This is a genomic window from bacterium, from assembly GCA_019912885.1.
Taxonomy (GTDB): domain Bacteria; phylum Lernaellota; class Lernaellaia; order JACKCT01; family JACKCT01; genus JAIOHV01.
The window spans coordinates 17,145-36,784 of sequence record JAIOHV010000034.1; the positions used below are offsets into that span (position 1 = coordinate 17,145).

The 19,640-nt window shown below is 62.3% G+C and carries 14 protein-coding genes; 6 read left to right on the top strand and 8 right to left on the bottom strand.

Annotated features, from left to right (window positions below; all coding sequences use genetic code 11):
* Positions 1–191: 191 nt before the first annotated feature.
* From nifJ to K8I61_02675, 4 genes are all read left to right on the top strand, one after another.
* The gene (gene nifJ, locus K8I61_02660; GenBank protein MBZ0270912.1) at positions 192–3,779 is read left to right on the top strand and encodes a pyruvate:ferredoxin (flavodoxin) oxidoreductase; all 3,588 of its coding nucleotides are present in this window, start codon (positions 192–194) and stop codon (positions 3,777–3,779) included.
* 10 nt (positions 3,780–3,789) lie between these two features.
* Positions 3,790–4,782, top strand: coding sequence for a dihydroorotate dehydrogenase-like protein (locus tag K8I61_02665; GenBank protein ID MBZ0270913.1), 993 nt, complete (start codon positions 3,790–3,792; stop codon positions 4,780–4,782).
* 61 nt (positions 4,783–4,843) lie between these two features.
* The gene (locus K8I61_02670; GenBank protein ID MBZ0270914.1) at positions 4,844–5,338 is read left to right on the top strand and encodes a hypothetical protein; all 495 of its coding nucleotides are present in this window, start codon (positions 4,844–4,846) and stop codon (positions 5,336–5,338) included.
* A gap of 84 nt (positions 5,339–5,422) precedes the next feature.
* Positions 5,423–7,000, top strand: a complete 1,578-nt coding sequence (locus K8I61_02675; GenBank protein ID MBZ0270915.1) for a hypothetical protein — start codon at positions 5,423–5,425, stop codon at positions 6,998–7,000.
* Positions 7,001–7,175: 175 nt separating this feature from the next.
* Here K8I61_02675 and K8I61_02680 read toward each other — a convergent pair whose 3' ends face one another.
* The 6 genes from K8I61_02680 to K8I61_02705 form a co-directional block, all read right to left on the bottom strand.
* Positions 7,176–8,573, bottom strand: coding sequence for a radical SAM protein (locus tag K8I61_02680; protein MBZ0270916.1), 1,398 nt, complete (start codon positions 8,571–8,573; stop codon positions 7,176–7,178).
* Positions 8,570–8,728, bottom strand: a complete 159-nt coding sequence (locus K8I61_02685; GenBank protein ID MBZ0270917.1) for a hypothetical protein — start codon at positions 8,726–8,728, stop codon at positions 8,570–8,572. The genes K8I61_02680 and K8I61_02685 overlap by 4 nt, the downstream gene beginning before the upstream one ends.
* Complete coding sequence (locus K8I61_02690; GenBank protein MBZ0270918.1) at positions 8,721–9,551, bottom strand: hypothetical protein; 831 nt, start codon at positions 9,549–9,551, stop codon at positions 8,721–8,723. The genes K8I61_02685 and K8I61_02690 overlap by 8 nt, the downstream gene beginning before the upstream one ends.
* Positions 9,552–9,629: 78 nt before the next feature.
* Positions 9,630–10,892, bottom strand: coding sequence for a hypothetical protein (locus tag K8I61_02695; protein ID MBZ0270919.1), 1,263 nt, complete (start codon positions 10,890–10,892; stop codon positions 9,630–9,632).
* Complete coding sequence (locus K8I61_02700; protein ID MBZ0270920.1) at positions 10,889–11,590, bottom strand: glycosyltransferase family 2 protein; 702 nt, start codon at positions 11,588–11,590, stop codon at positions 10,889–10,891. Before K8I61_02700 ends, K8I61_02695 begins: the two co-directional genes overlap by 4 nt.
* A 7-nt stretch (positions 11,591–11,597) precedes the next feature.
* Positions 11,598–13,289, bottom strand: coding sequence for a carbamoyl transferase (locus K8I61_02705; GenBank protein MBZ0270921.1), 1,692 nt, complete (start codon positions 13,287–13,289; stop codon positions 11,598–11,600).
* A gap of 140 nt (positions 13,290–13,429) precedes the next feature.
* Between K8I61_02705 and K8I61_02710 the strand changes: the two genes are divergently transcribed.
* Together K8I61_02710 and K8I61_02715 are read left to right on the top strand one after the other, a co-directional pair.
* The gene (locus K8I61_02710) at positions 13,430–14,503 is read left to right on the top strand and encodes a radical SAM protein (protein MBZ0270922.1); all 1,074 of its coding nucleotides are present in this window, start codon (positions 13,430–13,432) and stop codon (positions 14,501–14,503) included.
* 526 nt (positions 14,504–15,029) lie between these two features.
* The gene (locus K8I61_02715) at positions 15,030–15,272 is read left to right on the top strand and encodes a hypothetical protein (protein MBZ0270923.1); all 243 of its coding nucleotides are present in this window, start codon (positions 15,030–15,032) and stop codon (positions 15,270–15,272) included.
* Positions 15,273–15,292: 20 nt separating this feature from the next.
* Here K8I61_02715 and K8I61_02720 read toward each other — a convergent pair whose 3' ends face one another.
* Together K8I61_02720 and K8I61_02725 are read right to left on the bottom strand one after the other, a co-directional pair.
* Positions 15,293–17,923 carry a DEAD/DEAH box helicase family protein gene (locus K8I61_02720; GenBank protein MBZ0270924.1) on the bottom strand — a complete coding sequence of 877 codons (2,631 nt, stop codon included), beginning with the start codon at positions 17,921–17,923 and terminating at the stop codon, positions 15,293–15,295.
* Positions 17,917–19,542, bottom strand: a complete 1,626-nt coding sequence (locus K8I61_02725; GenBank protein ID MBZ0270925.1) for a site-specific DNA-methyltransferase — start codon at positions 19,540–19,542, stop codon at positions 17,917–17,919. The genes K8I61_02720 and K8I61_02725 overlap by 7 nt, the downstream gene beginning before the upstream one ends.
* Positions 19,543–19,640: the final 98 nt, after the last annotated feature.

Below are 19,640 nucleotides of genomic sequence, written 5' to 3' on the forward strand. Positions count from 1 at the left end.
TTACAAGATCGGAAATTTCCGAGGATCGCCGCGGATTTCGTCCGACGGGGCGCAAGAGAAACCTTGATATCGGTCAAGGGGACTCCCCTACGCCGCGGCCCGCACACCCCCTACATTGTTGATGCGGAAGTTCTATCTTCAGGGGCCGCGACAATCTCGCCGGCGGCCGGTCGAATTTCAGGAGAAACGCCATGGAGCCCCGCCGCGTTCTGACGATTGACGCGAACGAAGCGGTCGCGATGGTGGCGCATCGCCTGGCCGAGGTCATCGCGATTTATCCCATCACGCCCGCGACGCCCATGGGCGAATACGCGGACGAATGGACCGCCCGTCACCGCACGAATCTTTGGGGCGTGCCCCCGAAAATCGTCGAGATGCAATCCGAGGGCGGCGCGGCGGGCGCCGTGCACGGCGCGCTGCAGGCCGGAGCGCTGGCGACGACGTTCACCGCGTCGCAGGGCCTGCTGTTGATGATCCCCAACATGTACAAGATCGCCGGCGAACTGACGGCCTTTTGCATGCACGTCGCGGCGCGCACCCTGGCGACGCACGCCCTGTCCATCTTCGGCGATCACTCCGATGTCATGGCGTGCCGGCAGACGGGCTTCGCGCTTCTGGCCTCGGCGAACGTGCAGGAGGCGCACGACATGGCCGCGATCGCGCATGCGGCGACGCTGCAATCGCGCGTGCCGTTCCTGCATTTCTTCGACGGTTTCCGCACGTCTCACGAGATCGGCAAGATCGAGGTCGTGGACGACGCCACTCTGCGCGCGCTGATTCCCGACACGGCGATCCTCGCGCACCGCGAACGCGCGCTGTCGCCCGATCGCCCCGTCATTCGCGGTACCGCGCAAAATCCCGATACGTTTTTTCAGGCGCGCGAGGCGGCCAACCGATTCCACGATGCGTGCCCCGCCACGGTGCGCGAGACGATGGCGCGTTTCCATGAACTTACGGGCCGAAGCTACGGCCTGTTCGAATACGAGGGGCACCCCGAGGCCGAACGCGTCGTCGTCATCATGGGATCGGGCGCGGATACCGCATGCGAAACCGCCGCGCATCTCGCGAAACGCGGCGAGCGCGTCGGCGTCGTGAAGGTGCGCCTGTATCGCCCGTTCGCCATCGATGCGTTCGTCGCCGCGCTGCCCGCGAGCGTGAAGTCGATCGCGGTTCTGGATCGCACGAAGGAGCCGGGCGCCGTCGGCGAACCGCTGTATCTCGACGTTGTCGCGGCCCTCGGCGAGGCGCTTGACGACGGCGCCGCGCCGTTTGACTCCATGCCCGCCGTCATCGGCGGACGCTACGGTTTGTCCTCCAGGGAATTCACGCCCGCGATGGTCAAGGGCGTTTTCGATCATCTGGCCGAGTCGTCGCGAAAGCGCCATTTCACCGTCGGCATCGTCGACGACATCACGCACCATTCGATTCCGTACGACCCCGCGTTTTCGATCGAGCCGGATTCCGTCGTGCGCGCGGTCTTTTTCGGGCTTGGTTCCGACGGCACCGTCGGCAGCAACAAGAACACCATCAAGATCATCGGCGAGGAAACGGACAACTTTGGCCAGGGCTATTTCGTTTACGATTCCAAAAAGTCCGGCGCGATGACCATCTCGCATCTGCGTTTTGGCCCCGAGCCAATCCGCGCGCCGTACCTCATCCGCGAGGCCGGTTTTGTCGCCTGTCACCACGCGCCGTTCCTCGACCGGATCGACGTGCTCGCCTGCGCGAAACCGGAAGGCGTCTTCTTGCTGAACACGCCGACGCCGATCGACGATCTATGGGAATCGCTGCCGACGAAAGTCCGCCGCGCGATCAAGGAAAAAAATCTGCGCGTGTTCGCGATCGACGCCTATGCCGTCGCGGGCAAGGCGAATCTCGGCCGGCATATCAGCACCGTCATGCAGACCTGTTTTTTCGCGCTTTCCGGCGTCTTGCCGATGGACGAGGCGATCGAAAAAATCAAGGGCGCGATCAAAAAAACGTTCGGCAAACGCGGCGACGAGATCGTTCGGCGCAACGAAGCGGCGGTCGACGCGGCGCTCGGGCATCTGCGCGAATTGCCGATCCCCGATGCGATCGGGCCGGCGCGCGAGCCTGCGCCCACCGTGCCGCGCGAGGCGCCCGAGTTCGTCCAGCGCGTCACGGCGGTCATCCTGGAAGGGCGCGGGGACGAACTTCCCGTCAGCGCGTTCCCCGTGGACGGCACGTGGCCGACCGGCACGACGCAATGGGAAAAGCGCGCCATCGCCCTTGAGATCCCCATCTGGGATCCCGACGTGTGCATCCAGTGCGCCAAATGCGCGATGGTCTGCCCGCACGCGACGATCCGCGCGAACCTCGTCGAGCCGTCCGTGCTCGACGGCGCTCCAGGCGAATTTCGCGTCAAGGACAATCGCTTCATCAAGGGCTTCGACGGCTGGAAATACATTATCCAGGTCGCCCCCGACGATTGCACGGGCTGTGGGCTGTGCGTCGCGGTGTGCCCGGCCAAGGACAAGTCGAATCCGCGCCACAAGGCGATCGACATGCGGCCCGTCGGCGAGCACCGCGAGCGCGAGCGCGCGAACTGGGCGTATTTCACCACGCTGCCCGAGCCGCCGCGCGAAAAGTTGCCGCTCGACATCAAGGGCAGCCAGCTTCGCGAACCGCTTTTCGAGTTTTCCGGCGCGTGCGCGGGCTGCGGCGAGACGCCCTATATCAAACTGCTCACGCAGCTTTTCGGCGACCGCCTGCTGATCGCCAACGCCACGGGTTGCACGTCGATATACGGCGGCAACCTGCCGACGACGCCGTATCGCGCGAACGGGCAGGGGCGCGGACCCGCGTGGTCGAACTCGCTGTTCGAGGACAACGCGGAATTCGGCCTGGGCTTCCGGCTGGCGGTCGACGCGCAGCAACGCCTCGCCGCCGAGCTGCTCTCGCGCTTGTCCACGGTGATCGATGACAACCTCGCCGACGCCATCATGAACGCGGCGCAGGACGACGAAGCCGGCATCGCGGCGCAGCGCGAGCGCGTGCGGATGCTGCGCGAGCGCCTCGCGAACACGAGCAACCCCGTCGCGCGCCGTCTCGACGCCGTGGCGGAATCGTTCGTGCGCAAGTCGGTCTGGATCGTCGGGGGCGACGGCTGGGCGTACGATATCGGCTACGGCGGCCTCGACCACATCCTGTCGCTGCCGCACGATGTCAACGTCCTCGTGCTCGACACGGAGGTGTATTCGAACACCGGCGGGCAGATGTCCAAGGCCACGCCCATCGGCGCGGCGGCGAAGTTCGCGGCCAAGGGCAAGACGACACCCAAGAAGGATCTCGGCATGCTCGCCATGTCGTATGGCCACGTTTACGTGGCGCACGTCGCCTTTGGCGCCAGGGACGCGCAGACGGTGCGCGCGTTCGTGGAGGCCGAGGCGCACCGCGGACCGTCGCTCATCATCGCGTACGCGCATTGCATCGCGCACGGATACGATCTTTCGCAGGGCGCGGAGCACCAGCGCCTCGCGGTGCAATCCGGCGTTTGGCCGCTGTTCCGGTTCGATCCGCATCGCATGTCCCGGGGCGAGCCGCCCCTTGTGCTCGACTCTCCCGCGCCGACGGTGCGCGTGGCCGACTATATGCGCCGCGAGGGGCGATTCCGCATGGTCGAGCTCGCCGATCCGCGCCGCTACCAGCAACTTCTGGAGTCCGCGGAGCGCGAAACCAACGCGCGGTTCGCGATTTATCAACAACTGGCCGGCGTGCGCGTGCCCGCGCCGAACGGTTCCAACAAGGGCGGAGCCTGAGGAGCAAACGATGGATCTCTCGACCACCTGGCTTGGACTGCCGCTTTCCAATCCGCTCATTCCCGGCGCGTCGCCGCTGGCCGATCGCACCGATCCCGCGCGCCGCCTCGAGGACGCCGGCGCGCCGGCGATCGTCATGCGTTCGCTGTTCGAGGAACAGATCGTCCGCGAACAGGTTGCCGCCCATCGCCACATGGACGTCCCCGGGGATTCGTTCGCCGAGGCGCTGTCGTATTTTCCGCCGTCCGAGGCGTTCGCCATGGCGCCGGATCATTACCTCGAACAGATCCGCCGCCTGCGCGAGGCGCTTGGCATTCCCGTGATCGCTTCGCTCAACGGCACGACGCTCGGCGGGTGGCTGGAGTTCGCCGGTCTGATGGAACAGGCGGGCGCCAACGCGCTGGAACTGAACCTCTACGAATTCACGTCCGAGACCACCCAGGACGCGGGAGCCATCGAGACGCGCCACATCCAGGTCGTGCGCGAGGTGACAAGCCGCGTCGGCATTCCCGTCGGCGTCAAGCTGTCCCCCCACCACACCGCGTTGCCGAATTTCATTGCCCGCCTCAAGGAAGCCGGTGCGCGCGGCGTCGTGCTGTTCAATCGCCTCTACCAGCCGGAGATCGATCCGGAAACGCTCGAGGTGTCGCGCGCGCTGCACCTGTCGGATTCCTCCGAACTCGGGCCGCGCCTGCACGCCATCGCGGTGATCTCGCCGCATGCGGGGTTGTCGATCGCCGCTAGCGGCGGCGTGCACACGGCCATCGACGTTGTCCGCGCGGGCATGGCCGGCGCCGACGCGACGCAGCTCGTGTCCGCGCTGCTTCGCCACGGCGTGCCCTACATGCGCGAGCTGCGCGCCTGGCTCGCTGAGTGGTTGCAGGAGCACGAATACGTCTCCTGGCGGCAGCTCGTCGGCAGCATGAATCTTGAACGCTGCCCGGACCCCACGGTTTACCAGCGCACGAACTACATCCACCTCCTGCATTCCTGGCACGGGTAGGGTATTGTGCCCGCGCCCGCGCCCGCGCCCGCGCCCGCGCCCGACTTTGACGGTGGGCAAAATGGACATCATGGACCGGATGGACAAAGAGAACCTGGCGACTCGTTTTGGCTCGCGCGCTGACGCCTGCGGCGCTAATGCCGCACGCCGTTTCCGCGTGCTTCTCGCCGCTATGTTCGCCGCCGTCGCCTTCCTCGGGTTTGCGACTGTCGTCCTTGCCGCGGACGACCTCTGCCTCAAGCGCCTCGCCGGCACGTGGAACGTTGAAACGTCGGGCTCCGGTGAACAAACCGCCGAGAAGGTTTTCGGCCCGATGTCGATGACCTTCGACACCGACGCGAAAACGATGACCGCGAAGATCGGCCCGAAAGAAAAACCAGCCAAGCCGTTCACCTTCATCGGCTGCGAGACGGACGCCGCCGTCTTCGACATGGCCAATGTGAAGGGCGAAACCGAGCGCGTGACGATTCGCTTCACCGGCGAAGGCACGGCCGATTTCACGTCCGCGGATCCCAGGGACAAGGACCGGGTCATCAAGCTTCGCCGCGCGCCGTAACGGCTGGGCGGGCCGCGGGGTTGTATCGCCGGGGCGCCTGCCCGTGTAAAATAACGGCCTGATATTTCCGGTTGGAGGTTCCCGATGCGCGACGCGCGCCTGTTTGTCTTGTTTGTCGGACTGGCCGCCATAGTCCTTCTCGTGGCGTCTTGCGGCTGCGGCGACGATGACGATGACGACGCCGGCTCGCCCGTCGATGACGACGCGGCGGACGACGACGACTCGGCTTCCGGCGATGACGACGCGGACGACGATGGGAACGACGATGCCGTCGATGACGACGACGCGGGCGACGACGATGTCGACGATGACGCCGCGGACGACGACACCGGGGACGACGACGGGCAATGGGAGCCGTCCGCTGTCGTGCCGATCGACGTTTACGGCACGCCCCGTGGCTACACGGTCGCGCGCGGCATGATCCACATTCACAATGTCTATTCGCACGACGGTTGCGATAATCGCCCGCTGCCCGGCGGCGTCCCAAACGCCAAATGCCTCGCGCAGTTCCGCGAAGCGATTTGCCTGACAAACCAGCAGTTCATCATGTTGACCGATCACGGGACGCACTTCGGCGAATTCGATTTCCCGGCGGTCCTGCTGCATGACGAAGCGGCGGGCGACACGCTTTTATACGACGGCGACGACCCGATCGCGAATGTCGTGCATTGCGCCGACGGCAACGACGTGACGCTGATGGCCGGCAGCGAGAACAAGCTGATGCCGATCCATTTTCGCCGCATGCCCGACGGCACCGTGGCCGAACGCAAGGCGTTTCTTGGCCGCTCCGACGCCCCGGTCGTCGCCGAAATGGAGGCACTCGGCGCGGCGGTTTTCATCGCGCACCCCGAAGGCTGGACGACCGAGGAAATCCGCGCCGTGCCGGTCACTGGCTGGGAGTTTTACAACTTGCACGCCAACATCGATCCCGGCATTCGCGCCGACGATCTCGGGCTTCCCGCGCTCAGCTTTATCCTCGATCTGTTCAAATTCATCTTCCCGTTCGAGGAGGCCGGCCACTCCGATCTCATGCTCCTGACGTTCCTGTCGGAGAACGGGCCGGGGCTCGACCACATGGACCGCATCCTCGCCGAGCGCCGCGTCGTCGGAACGATGGGCACCGACGCGCACCGCAACGCCCTGCCGTTTCCGCTGCTCGACGGCGACCGCGCCGACAGCTACCGCCGCATGATGCGCTGGTTCGCGAACTACGCGCTTATCGACGAGGCGACGCCCGAAGGCTACATCGACGCGATCGACAACGGCCGCATGTACGGTGCATTCCAGGTGTTCGGAGAGCCGGTCGGCTTCGATTTCCGCGCCGATCACGACGGCGGCGTCGCCGAGATGGGCGAAACGGTCGATCTGGCCGACGCGCCCACGCTCGTTGTCGAAGTGCCGACATTCTTCGACATGCCGTCGGGCCTTCCCGCGCCGGATTTCCGAACGCGCATCATCATGGCCGATTCCGACGGCGGCATCGTCGTCGCCGAAACGACAACCGGGGACGAACTGACGTACGACGTACTCGCACCCGGCGCGTATCGCGCGGAGGTCTACGTCACGCCGCACCACCTCGAGCCATGGCTCGGCGCCGACGCGGCGGACTTCATCCACGAATATCCGCTGATCTACGGCAACGCGATCTACGTGACGGATTAGAAAAGGCTGGAAGACGGAAAGGCTGAAAGACGGAAAGGTCGTCGCAACGCGTTTTTCTTCAGCGGTACACAGAGCACACAGAGGAGACACAGAGAGCACAGTCGTTTGTATTTTAAAATCTGACTCCTTGTCCTCCGTGTCTTCGCCGTGTTCTCTATATACCGTCGAAACCGTTCTAAATAAAATCTTCCTTCGGCGGCCGCAGCAAAAACGAGCCCAACCGCATCAGGCTTTCCAGCGCGTCGCGCGGGTGCGACAGGATGCGCGAAAGGCGCCTCAACACATATCCCGGACGCAGATAAAACCGCCGGTAAAACTCGCGCTCGCGGCCGAGCACGCGCGCGTACGCGTCGCGGTCGCGCGGCACGAATTCGAACGGCGTGGGGTGGTCGATCTGGTCGCGCCGCTCGTCGAATAGCGCCGTGCCGGGGTGGTATTGCAGGCGCGTCACGATGACGAAATCAACCTTCGCGCGACTGGCAAGACGAACGCTCTCCTCGAAATCCTCGCGCGTCTCGGCCGGGTCGCCCACGATGAAAAACGCGGACACCTCGATACCGGCGTCGTGCATCGTCTTCACGCCCGGCGCGACGGCGGCGAGATCAAGACCCTTTTTGTAGCCGTCCACAACGCCCTGCGCGCCGGACTCCACGCCCACGTAAACGCGCTTGCACCCCGCGCGGCCCATCGCCTGCGCGCTCGCGGGCGTCACGTGGTCAATGCGCGCGAGCGCCGACCACGCAAGCCTCCCTTCGGCGGCAAGCCCTTCGCAGATCGCGATCGCGCGCGCCTCGTCGATGTTGAACGTGTCGTCCATGAAACGCAGGTTGCGGATACCAAGGTCACGGATGACGTGGCGCGCCTCGGTAAGCACGGATTCCGCCGAACGCTTCGACAGCCTCCGCCCGAATGTCCGCACGCAGAACGTGCACGGATACGGGCAGCCGCGCGCGGTGAAAAGCGCGGCGAGCCGTCGGCCGACGAGCACCTCGCTGTAGTCGTTGGCGTCCACCGCCGCGTGATCCGGGAAGGGCAGGTCGTCGAAATTCGGCACCGGCTTTGCGGGCGGGCCCTCGACGATCGCATCGCCGCGCCGCGTCCACACGCCCGCCACGTCGTCGGCCGCGCCGCCGTTTGACCACGCGTTCAAAAGTTCGGCGAACGCGATCTCCGGCTCGCCAAGCACGATCGCGTCAAGGTCGGAGTGTTCCATAACCTCGCGCGGCATCACCGTGGGCAGATAGCCCATCGCCACCACACGCGCGCCCGTCGCCGCGCGCACGCCCCGGCAAAACTCCAGGTCATCCTCGATCGTCGCGAAGCCGAGCTGCGCGAACACGACATCCGGCGCCGTCTCCGCGACACGGGCGATTGCGCTTTCCCGCGTCCAGGATTTCGCCACCGCGTCGAGCACGTGCGTTGCCGCGCCGGCGAACGCGCGCGCGGACGACGCGGCGTAGAGCAGATCGGTCGGCGGCATGAGGAAGTTCGGCGCGAAGTACGACGCCGTGAAGCGTCGCTGCACACGCCGGCGGAAGGGCGGATTGACGAAGGTGACGCGCGGCGCGCTCAAGGCGGTCCCTCGGCAAGGTGCGTCGCGAGAGCCTGTCGCCGCTTTTCGTAATCCGCGCGACGCACCCGGTTCTGAATCACGCCGCCGATGCCGAGTAGTACGCCGACGGGGATCATCACGATCGCGATCAGGTATCGCAGGATGAGCTTAACCAAGGACGAGATCCTCCCATGTCGCGGGCAGATGCTCCGTCGCGCGCCGCAAATCCTCGATGCGCGCGGAAAGAGCGGGCGACGCACCCGCGAAACGCGCGGCGACGAGATTGTCGATCAGCGGATATCGCTCTTCGCTGTATTCGAACGTGTCCACCTCGCGCGCGTCACGCGACGCTTCGCCGTAAAACAGCTTGGCGTACACGTCCGCGGGCACGCCGACCGCGCAGGTCGGTTGCGTGTCGTACAATATGAACTGGCGCTTCAGGTGCGGCGTCGTCGAGACCCCGACCTCGTCCAGGCGGATGTCGCTGTGCGCCTCGTGATAGATCGGCGAATAGTGGCGGATGCCATAACGCTCCCAGAGCCGCCGCCGGTTCGCGCGGATAAACCCGTCGAGCTGTTCGGGGATCGACGACTGCTCCATGATCGAACCGTCCGCCACGATCGGAATGCCGTTTTCCAGGTTGTAGATCAAGGCCGCCGCGTGCATCGACATGCGGCACCCCAGGCACACGAGCGCGGTGAGGTTGAAGCCGTATTTTTTCAGATCCTCTTTCGGGCGCCCGAGCAGAATGCGGCGAATGGCGTCCTTGATCGGAATGATCTCGTGCGTCACGCGGTCCGTGCCGAGTGCGTTGCGCAACGCGTCCGCGTGGCGCTTCGAATTTTCGATAAAAAAGATGAAGCCGTTATCGAACGTCAGAAGCGTCACGTGACGCACGCGTTCCGCCACTCGCCACGCGGCGAACGTCGAATCGGTGCCGCCGGAAAACAGGACGGTTGCCCGTTCGGCGACGAAATTCTCGGTACTTTGCGCAACCACCGGTCTCTCCCCGAAAGAAAGCGACATCATAGCGACCGCGCGGCAGGTGCGTCAAAAAAAGCCGTCAGCGATCAGCGGTCAGCCGCCGGCAATCTTCAATCTTCGATTCGCCGCGGCTTCCGCGCACGTCATCGACGCCATCGCGCCCTCTGACGATAAACCGCGCCACAGCCGCTCGAACACATCCGCAAAGCCGAAGGGGTAATACGCCTTGCAGGCGTGTGTGCAGAGAACGGCCACTCCGCCGGCGGCAAAAACGCGTTCGGCCTTCGCGGTCCACGTCGCCACGGGATCGCGTTCCCCGAGCGTGAACAGGCGATCGTCGAGCGGCAGTGTGATCGGCAGTTCGCGGATGCCCGTCGCGTCAAACGGCGCCAACGCGCCGCAGCCGTGGTGGACGCCCGCCTCGCCATACACGTCCGTGTCGGGTATCGACGAGTCGTACGCGAACAGCTCACCGAGTGCGCGTCGCAACGCCCGCGACGTCAGAAGGCTCGGTGAGCGAAATCCGCGCACGTTGTAGCGTTCGATGTCGTACGCAAAACCGCGAAGGTGGAAAAGATAATCCGTGGGAGCGATCGAAAGATGCCGGTTGTCGTGACGAATGCCGTGAAAGCCGATCTCGTGCCCGAGCGCCGCGAGTCGGTCGAACACGGGCCGGTGCGCGCGGATCATCTCCGCCGGCGCGAAAAACGTCGCGCTAACGCACGCATCCGCCTCGACCGCGGCGATTTCTTCCGCGAACGGAAGCTGCTCCGCCCCGTCGATGTCGTGGCTAAACACGACGACGCACGGATTCGTTCGTGCCCTGTTCACGACGACCGCCCCGCACGCGCGCGCAATATCGGCGAGCAGCGCCAGCGCGCCCCACGTCGGCCACACGCCGGCGGTCACCTCCGGATGCAACCGCCGGCGCGCGCCGACAAGCCAACGGTGCGCGCGCACGAGCGCCTGTTCGGGGATGCGCCGGTAATGAAACGGTAAGAACGTCGTCACCGAACGCGCCGGGCGCGCGTAATCGTCGTCGAGCAGATCGTCCGCCGCGCGAGCGAGATCGGTCGCAAGTCGCACGCCGCCGCCGCGCACCGCCAACGGTCGCCAGATGTCGCCGATGCGCGCCTCGTACAGCGTATCGCCGCGCGGTGCGTCGAAATCGAACTCGCGCAGATAAAGCGGCGTGCCGACGCCGGTGTCGCCAAAGGCGCGCACGGGCACGCGTACCGCGTAACCGTCCGCGAGCGGCGCGAGCGCGTCGGTTTCGTGCAGCCGCGCCTCGAACGCGCGCGCAAGCGCATCAACCGCCGCATCGCCGAGCACCGAGCGCGCGGGACCCATCGTCATCGCTTCACCAGAAACGCAAAAAGCTCCGCGAGCGTTTTCACAACGACCGACGGTTTGCTGCCCTTGGCGACGCCCGCCGCGCGCCGGCGAAAGTCCGATTCGATCTCCACCACGGCAAGCCCCAACCGCGCCGCGCGCGCCAGAAGCTCCTGCTGCATGAACACGCCACGCGCGCGAAGGGGCAGGGGCGCGATGGAGCGCCGGCGCCACAGATGCACCCAGTTCACGTCGCGAAAATTCTGCCGGAACACGAGATTGACGATCGCCAGGTACGCGCGCGACTGCAACCGCCGCCACGCGCCATACGGCGCGCGATCGCGACGCACCCCGACGACGATATCCGCGCCGCTTGCGTCCGCGGCGTCGGCGAACACCGGGATTTCGGCGGGATCGAACTGCCCGTCCGCGGGGATGTACAGCACCAGGTCGCCCGTCGCCGCGCCAAACCCGGTGCGGATCGCCATGCCCGCGCCCTGGTTTGTCGCGTGCCGCAACAGTCGAATGCGCCCCGCATCGGCAAGCGACGCGACCGCGTCCGCCGTGCCGTCGGCGCTGCCATCTTCGACGACGATGATCTCGAATGCGCGCCCGCTTGCGTCCATCGCGGCGAGCGTCTCGCCCACGATGTCGCGGATTGTCGCGGCCTCATTGTACGCGGGGACAATCACGGAAACCGACGATCGATCGCTGTCGGGCACGGCCCGATCACTTCGTCACGAGAAACGGCCCGACGAAAAGCGCGTCCAGGCCGGAAGTGAAAAGGCATGCGAGCCCGTCCTCGAGGCTCGCGCAAATCGGCTCGCCGCGCTTGTTCAGCGAGGTGTTCACCACCATCGGAACGCGCGCGATCTCCGCGAACGCGCTCACCAGGCGGTACAGCTCGGGGTCGTGCGTCTCGCCGACCGTCTGCACGCGCACCGTGCCGTCGTCGTGCACGATGGCCGGCGCGCGGTCGACCGTCTCGGACTTCGCCATATAGACCTTGTTCATATAAGGCGTCGGGCGCGCATCGTCGAAAAACCGCGTCGCGGCGCTCTCGATGACGATCGGCGCGAAAGGCCGGAACGGCTCGCGATACTTGATGCGCGCGTTGAGCCGATCCTTCGTCGCCGGGTCGCGCGGATCGGCCAGGATGCTCCGCGCCCCGAGCGCGCGCGGTCCGTATTCCATCCGCCCGCTCATGCGGCCGACGATCTTGCCGCCCGCGATCGTCTCGGCCGTCGCCGTCGCGGGATCCTCGACGTGCTGATAACGCACGCCATACGCACGCAACCGCGACTCGGCCGACGCCGCGTCGATGTCCGGACCCAGCCGATCGTCGTACGCATCGCCCGCGAGGGTGGGCGCGACACCGCCCCGCGCGCTGGCGAGCCACGCCGCCCCAAGCGGCCCGCCGCCGTCGTGCGCGGGCGGAAGCACGAACAGCTCCGCGAATGGTGTGTCGCGCTCGAGCCGCCCCATCGCCACGGCATTGAGCGCCACTCCGCCGGCGACGCAAAGCCGTGTCTCGCCCGTGCGCTCGTGAAGGATATTCGCGACGTGCGTCAACGCACGTTCGGTCGCGGTCTGTAGCGCGGCGGCGAGGTCCAGGTCGCGCTCTGTCAGCGGCGATTCGGGCGCGCGTGGCGCACCGAACTTCGCGACGAATCGATCCGACACGCGCGACCGGCCGGGCATGTAATACGAGAACATCGAAAGATCGACCGCGAAGCCGTCATCCTCCAGGCGCACGATGTCCTCGAACGCCGCGGCGTAGCGCTCCGCGTTGCCAAGGCCCGCGAGCGCCATCACCTTGCCCTCGCCGCTGTTTGGCGAAAAGCCGAGGAACTGCGTCACCGCGGCGTAAACCGAGCCGATCGAATGCGGAAAACGCACCTCGCCGACGTTCGCGATCGCGCCGTCTTTTCCGTGCGACAGGCGGCAACTCGCTTCCTCGCCGTAGCCGTCCACGGTCAGGATCGCCGCGGATTCAAGACCCGACGCGTAAAACGCGCCCGCCGCGTGGCAGAGGTGGTGATCGAAAAACGTCGCGTCGAGCGTGCGCCCCTCGAGCTCGATCGAAAGGCGCGTCGCCTCGCCCGCGACCGCCTCGGGCGTCATGGCAAGGAGCCTGGCGGGGATGATGTCGAGGTATTCGCGATGGTCACGGAACATCGCCTCGCGCCGCCGATTCGGGTGGAATAGGTGCGCGCCCGCGTTCCAGGACACCGCCACCGCGTCCACCTCGGCCAGGCGCAAGCCCGCGAAATCAAGAACGAATTGGATCGATCGGCGAGGGAACGCGCCGGAGTGCTTCACGCGATCGAAGCGCTCCTCGAGCGCCGCGGCCACGACGCGGCCGTCGATGACGAGAGCCGCCGCCGCGTCCGTGGAGAAATTCAGGCCAAGGACCCGCAATCGTCCCCCTGTGAGGTGGAAACTTGTCGGTGTGTAGCAAACCTGTTATGGGTGGTCAACGAAATTTCGAAAGATTTTGCGCCTTCGGGCGCTTTTGGAGCACGGAATTTTTTGCGCCAGAAGGCGCGCGGAGCCGAAGGATGAAACGCCCCATCGATATCCTTCGCCGGTTGCCGAAGTTTTCCCGGTACCTGGTCAAAAAGCCGCTGTTTGCGTGGCAGGCCCTCGACAACATGCGGCGGACGCGGCGCGGCGAACTCACCCTGAACGCGCTCGAATACGCGGTCGTCATGAGCTGCAACGCGGCGTGCCCCAAGTGCTCGTCCGACAAGATGCAGGACAAGGGCCGCCCGCGCCTTTCTCACGAGAAGATCCGCGAGCTGGCCGACACCGCCCGCAGGCTTGGCACCTACGAGGTCAACTTCACCGGCGGCGAGCCGACCCTCGACAAGAACCTCGAGGACATCGTCAGCTACTTCCACCCCGAACGCACGTTCCTCGGGCTCAACACGCACGGCGGCTTCCTCACGCCCGAACGCATCCGGAGCCTGGCCGAGGCGGGGCTCGATCTCATCAAGTTCAGCCTCGATTCCCCGGACCCCCACGAGCACGACACCTGGCGCGGCATCGAAGGCCTGTGGAAGCACAACTTCGAGCTTGTCGATTTCATCAACCGCGAGATGCCCGGCCTGCGCAGCCACTTTTGCATGACGGCGACGCGCGAGCTGGTCGATTCGGGCAAGGTCGTCGAGGCGCTCAAGCTCGCGAAAGAGCACGATGTCACCATCGGCTACGTGCTGCCGACGGCCGTCGGGCGGTGGGACAACCATCGCGAGGTGTCGCTTTCGCCCGAGCAGCGCGCTCGGCTGAACGAGCTGCAAAAAGATCCCAGCGTCTTCGTGCACGCGAACGTCGGCAACGGCCCGTACGAGTGCCCTTGCGGCGTCAAGGAAATCTACGTCAACTCGTATGGCGACGTGATCCCGTGCCCGTACATCCAGATCAGCTTCGGCAACGTGAAGGACGAGCCGCTCGACGCCATCCTCGCGCGCATGAGCGGATGGAGCGAGTTCCGCGAAGGCGCCAGCATGTGCCGCAGCTCCGAGGACGAGCGCTTCATCGACACCTACATCGAGCCGCTCAAACAACATCCCGTCCTGCCGCTGCCCTTTGACAAACACCCCGCCATCGCGCCGGAGGACATGCGGGCGTAAGGTGTCATAGTGAGCGCGTTTGTCATTCTGAGCGAAGCGAAGAATCTCACCGCGAAGGCGCAAAGAGCGCGAAGAAACCTGGGACCGCGGGCGGCCCGCCCGCTTCGAATCGCGCCGTCAGTGCCGCAAACGAAGGCCCCGCTCCGAGCGGGGCCGGAGTGCGCGGTCGGCGCCGCCCGGGCAAAATCTCGTTGCGCCATCGGGGCCGCCCCGCGCGGGTTGCGACGAACAGAGCCGCGCGCGCCCGGCACGCCGAAACCTTGGCGAAGGCGGGTCCCCGCCTGCTCCGAAAATATTCCGCCGAAATCCGGCGGTTTGTTTTGATTTTCGAATCAAGTTCGCCCGCGTTTGGGTCGCTGAAATCGCTCTGCGCTGACGGCTCGCGAAGGCGCTCGCACTATCTAAAAATAACTTTAATGGGTGACTGTCCCGAATGGCGCTATTAACGAGAGTAGCGCAGGGAATAAGAGTCGAGAAATTGTTCTAGGACGTTGGTTTCTCAGACGTGTACGACTTGGGGGATATCATGGAGAAAGGTGGATGCGCATCTCTTTTCTGGACGCTGCCAATGCTGTTTGCAATGCTCGCGGTCACTTTCGCCGTGTTGGGCTTTGCCGCCGGCATTGGGATCGGCGCGTTTAATTGGGCGATCCAATGTTTCGGGGTCGAAGTCGAACTTTCATTCGATTTTGGTATCTTCACGGCATTTTTGACCGCTCTGGCTGCCCTTGCGGTTTGGAAAATTAAGCTGGATAAGGGTAGTGGCTAACGCTGTTATCGCACCTATTATCACTGAGAGATGATCGATCGAATCGCTGCCCAATCTTTTCCCTTCGGCATGACGAACAAGCATTTCCCTTCGCTGCGGTTCGCCCATAGCTCGCCGATGTTCCGCTTCTCCTTCGAATCGTCGTTGCTCCAAAGGTGTTCGCCCTTATATTCAACGACCAGGGTACGTCCATCTTTCAGCTTCGCGACAAAGTCCGGATAGAAACGATCGGAAGAAGTCTGGAGCGAAAAAGCGAATCGGCCACGCGATACGTTTCGCACCCAAAAATCGACTGCATCGAGGGCATCGATAAATTGCCCGCACTCGAATTCTTCTTTGGTGGTGAAGTCCTCGACATCGGGATAATAATGCTTCTTGAATCTGTAATTTCCGCGATAAGTCCGATTCGCCGGATACTGGCGCGGGTCAAAACGGAAGCACAAGTCCGTCGTCACCACGAGCGGCGTCTCGAAATGCGGATCCAGAAATAGTTGGTAGGCTTCGTTTTTTGCTTCGTGCCGCAACTCGTTGATTTTTTTCTCCACAGCTCGACGAAAACGAAACTTGTCGTGAACGAGCGTCTCCAAGGGGATGCTCCGTTGGTCCACCATCGCCTGAACGAGCCTCGTGAGGAACACCCCCGTCTCCTGCGGGGAAATGTCTTGATGAGGGAAGGCGCGATCGAGCCAATACACGAGATCGGCCAACTTCCATCCCTGCCCGGACTCGTACAGCGCCATCTGATTTTGAAGCGTTCCGAGAAACTCGTATCCCACGGTGCCCTTTTCAGTGATGTCGATCGTGCCTTGCTCCGTACCGGTGCGCACCGCAGAGTAGTCGTTTTCGGAAAGAAGCGCATCGCAATTCGACAGGCTCCACGGGTGATCGAGCAGATGTGTTTCTTCGAATTTCTCAAACATGTCGTATTGTCGGATCGCCAATTCGGGCACAGCAAACTCGATTTGCCTCTCCGACGGCGTACCACGAACGGTCTCGGGAAACCCATTGTAAACGCGCACGGCTTTTTCAACGGCGTTCTGTCCCGCGTCGGTCTTGAAAGCTGCTTTCACTTCCTCTTGTTCATCCCGCGTGAGCGGACCATTGATCGTGAGCGTCTTCTTTTTCGTGTCGATGGAAACCTTTTTTTGGACCTCCGGTGAAAACCGCTTTACAGAGGGCAATTCCGGCAATTCCACTGTCGCCGTGCCCATCGCCGGTCCGTGGCCGTCGAATGGCAGCTCGTCCTGGCGACCGTAGTCGGGCGCCTTGACGATCAATTCCCGGGCTTCCTGACGATCGAATCCGTTTTGGACTAGCGCATCGGTCAGCGAATTCGCCACGTCGTAGAAGTGCCGGGACGCGACGAATGCATAGGACATGTTCAAGTCCACGCGCTTCTTCCAGTCCGCTTTCGGTAAACGCATTATGCGCCCAAGAATCTGTTCCACGTAAGTTGTGGACTTCATTTCCGCGACGCTGCACAACACGTAGGCGAATGGACAATCCCACCCCTCGCGGAGCTTTTGGACGGTCACGATGAATCGAATGGGACAGTCGTGGGCTTCGATGTCTTCCACGGATTCAAGTTCTTCTTTTTCGCCCGTGGAGACGGCAATTTGCGATCGCGGAATCCTGAAATCTTTTTCGAGCGCGTCAAGGACAACATCTACGGAAACAGTGTCCCGTGTCTTGCTTTGGGGTTGCGCTTGAATGAGCAGGATCGGGCGGATGAACTCTCCGGATTCCTGGCGCTCGAGTGCGGCGAGTTTCTCAAGTCTGACCCTGCAGGCGATAGCATCGGCGAGAAGTTCCCTCCAATCCGGCCGGGTTTCCAGACGGATCGGCATTTTTATCATTGCCTCGGCCTTTAGTTCCGCCGCCGAGGCGGTGTAAAGCACGTTGCTCGGATTCCTCTCCAGGTCCGGGGTAGCCGTAAACTCGAGAATGCAGGATGGGTTGAACCGCGCCAAGGTTTCAAATGTCAGGGGCGTCCGCGCGTTGTGGGCTTCGTCCACGATCACAATCGGACGACGCAAGCGAAGCACGTTAGCCAACGAGTGGTAAAGATTCCCGGCTTCACCTCGATCCAGCCCCGCCAGTACCGCCTCCGGTAAGCCACTGAAATGGTCCATAAGATCGCCATTATTTTTGTAAACCCTGCGCCCCACCGTATCTTCGACCTTGAACGCTTGCATGGTGGAAACGATCACTGTCACGCCCGTGTCAAGGTCGGCGGGTTTGACGTTGAGCGCCTGTTCAACGTCAAGGACGTTCGCCCCTTTCGTCACTGATTCGAGCGCCTTCCGATAGGGGTGCTTCCGGTCCTTCAGGTTTTTCAGGGTTTGTTCGCGGATGGGATTGGACGGGACGAGCCAAAGGACCAAGGCGCTACTCGTGTGGAGAAGGTTACGGGAAGCGAGTCCAACGGCGTGACTCGCCACGAGCGTTTTGCCGCCACCTGTGGGGATTCTAATGCAGACGTATGGCAGACCAGGAAGCTCCTTCACGGGATTATAGGAAATCCCCCGGCCGATTGTTTTCCGGGTCATCGAGTAATAGGCGGTGTCGGCGTCACGGGTACTGACGCACTCCTCAAAGTAAGCATTCAGGGCGTCCAAGGCGAGCTGTTGGTAGTCTTTGAGGGTCAGCATCGGTCTACCTTCACCTCGTATGGGATTTGCCGAAAAACGACATTCGACCGTCGCAAACGTTCCGCTCCGACACGGCAACTCGTTCCGTAAACGACTTTCGGTCCGTCGTGCCGTGGCAGGGAATCAAGCACGGCGCGCGTAAGAACGTTCCCGGCGTTTGGCTTCTTGTCTTTTAGGACGCCGTTGTAAAGAAGAAAAATCGCTGTGCCTTTGTGCGCTCCAATAAAAGGCGTCATCCCCGTCACTTCTGCGACCAGCGGTGAACCCGTTTCAACAAAATAAACTTGAGATGCGAGGTCAACAAAAGAAACGTGAGCATTAATCTCGCCACATTCATTGAATAGCGGCTTATCAATGATGCAATAATTAATGCCGCCGCCGAGTGTCGCAACTTTTGCATTCGAATCACCTGATTTTTTTGCCCTATAGCCATTGATTGCCTTTTCAAGTCGCTTACGAGTTACATCTACGCAAATACCTTTTTCCATTTCAATCAAAATGAAATTAAGATTCATTCCCGTTTGCGCGTTTAAAGACAGCACCGCATGGCCCGTCGTGCCACTCCCCGCGAAAGAATCAAGAATAATGTCACCTGGAGAACTCGTCATTTGTACGAGTTCCTCAATAAGACGCCTCGGTTTCGGAAATGAAAAAATTTTCCCATCCCCAAACATTGCTTTAATTTCATTTGTTCCCTGTTGTGTATATATGCCTTCGATAATTGAATAGGGCTTTCTTGCCCGTTCCTCGCCCATATCGTCTTTAAGATACTGTTTGTAATTTACGGTGTATTTACCTCTTGTGTCTTTTATTACAAGCTCATCGTTCGCCAAGGCCGTCAATGTTCTCGCCTTGGACCACTGCCACTGCTTTTCTGGCCAAATTTTTTCTCTTCCATATTGAATCGCATATCTTAGATTTTCGCGATCGTCCATGCTATTGGTAGCCAATGGCTGAAGCCTGTATGGCCCTCGTGTTTTATATTTGCTATCTTTAAATTTATAATACTTTAATATTTTTTCGTCGGGTGGAAGGGCGATTGGGTTTACCTTTGAGATATCACGCGCAAAGCACAATATGTATTCGTGTAGATTGACAATATGCTTTGATTTGGCCCCGCCTCCGTAGCTCTTTTTCCATATAATCGTTTCTAGCCGATTGCTAGCGCCGAAGATTTCGTCCATTAATAACTCTAAGTATCTGTGCTCGTTTTCGTCTACGCTAACGAAAATTAACCCATCGTCCCTTAAAAAATAATATAACAGCTTTAGTCTCGGATACATCATGCAAAGCCATTTGTCATGCCGCGAAAGATCCTCGGACTCGCGCCCGACAATCTTCCCGAGCCACTCTCGGATTTCCGGGCTATTCACGGCGTCGTTGTAGACCCAGTTTTCATTGCCGGTGTTGTAGGGCGGATCGATGTAAATGCACTTCACCTGCCCAGCGTAGCGCGGCAGAAGTGCCTTGAGCGCCACGAGGTTGTCGCCCTGGACGAGCAAGTTCCCACTTTCCGTATCGCCCACGGATAAGCGCGCGTCGCGCTTCAGTAGGTGGAACGGCACCTCTCGGTGATGATTCAGAACGGCTTTCTTTCCGATCCAATCAAGAGTCGGCAACGCTCTCCTCGCTTCCTATCGCGATTTCGGAAACCCGAACAAAAGAATTGGGCGTTTAGCGCGTTGAAATTTCCAGTTAAAAAAAGCAAGCGTAAAGC

What these genes read in the sequence shown, in the direction of transcription:
- K8I61_02670 (MBZ0270914.1), top strand. Translation starts at nt 4,844, where the DNA reads ATGGACATCATGGACCGGATGGACAAAGAGAACCTGGCGACTCGTTTT.
- K8I61_02695 (MBZ0270919.1), bottom strand. Translation starts at nt 10,892, where the DNA reads ATGACGATGGGTCCCGCGCGCTCGGTGCTCGGCGATGCGGCGGTTGAT.
- K8I61_02720 (MBZ0270924.1), bottom strand. Translation starts at nt 17,923, where the DNA reads ATGCTGACCCTCAAAGACTACCAACAGCTCGCCTTGGACGCCCTGAAT.
- K8I61_02675 (MBZ0270915.1), top strand. Translation starts at nt 5,423, where the DNA reads ATGCGCGACGCGCGCCTGTTTGTCTTGTTTGTCGGACTGGCCGCCATA.
- K8I61_02710 (MBZ0270922.1), top strand. Translation starts at nt 13,430, where the DNA reads ATGAAACGCCCCATCGATATCCTTCGCCGGTTGCCGAAGTTTTCCCGG.
- K8I61_02715 (MBZ0270923.1), top strand. Translation starts at nt 15,030, where the DNA reads ATGGAGAAAGGTGGATGCGCATCTCTTTTCTGGACGCTGCCAATGCTG.
- K8I61_02665 (MBZ0270913.1), top strand. Translation starts at nt 3,790, where the DNA reads ATGGATCTCTCGACCACCTGGCTTGGACTGCCGCTTTCCAATCCGCTC.
- nifJ (MBZ0270912.1), top strand. Translation starts at nt 192, where the DNA reads ATGGAGCCCCGCCGCGTTCTGACGATTGACGCGAACGAAGCGGTCGCG.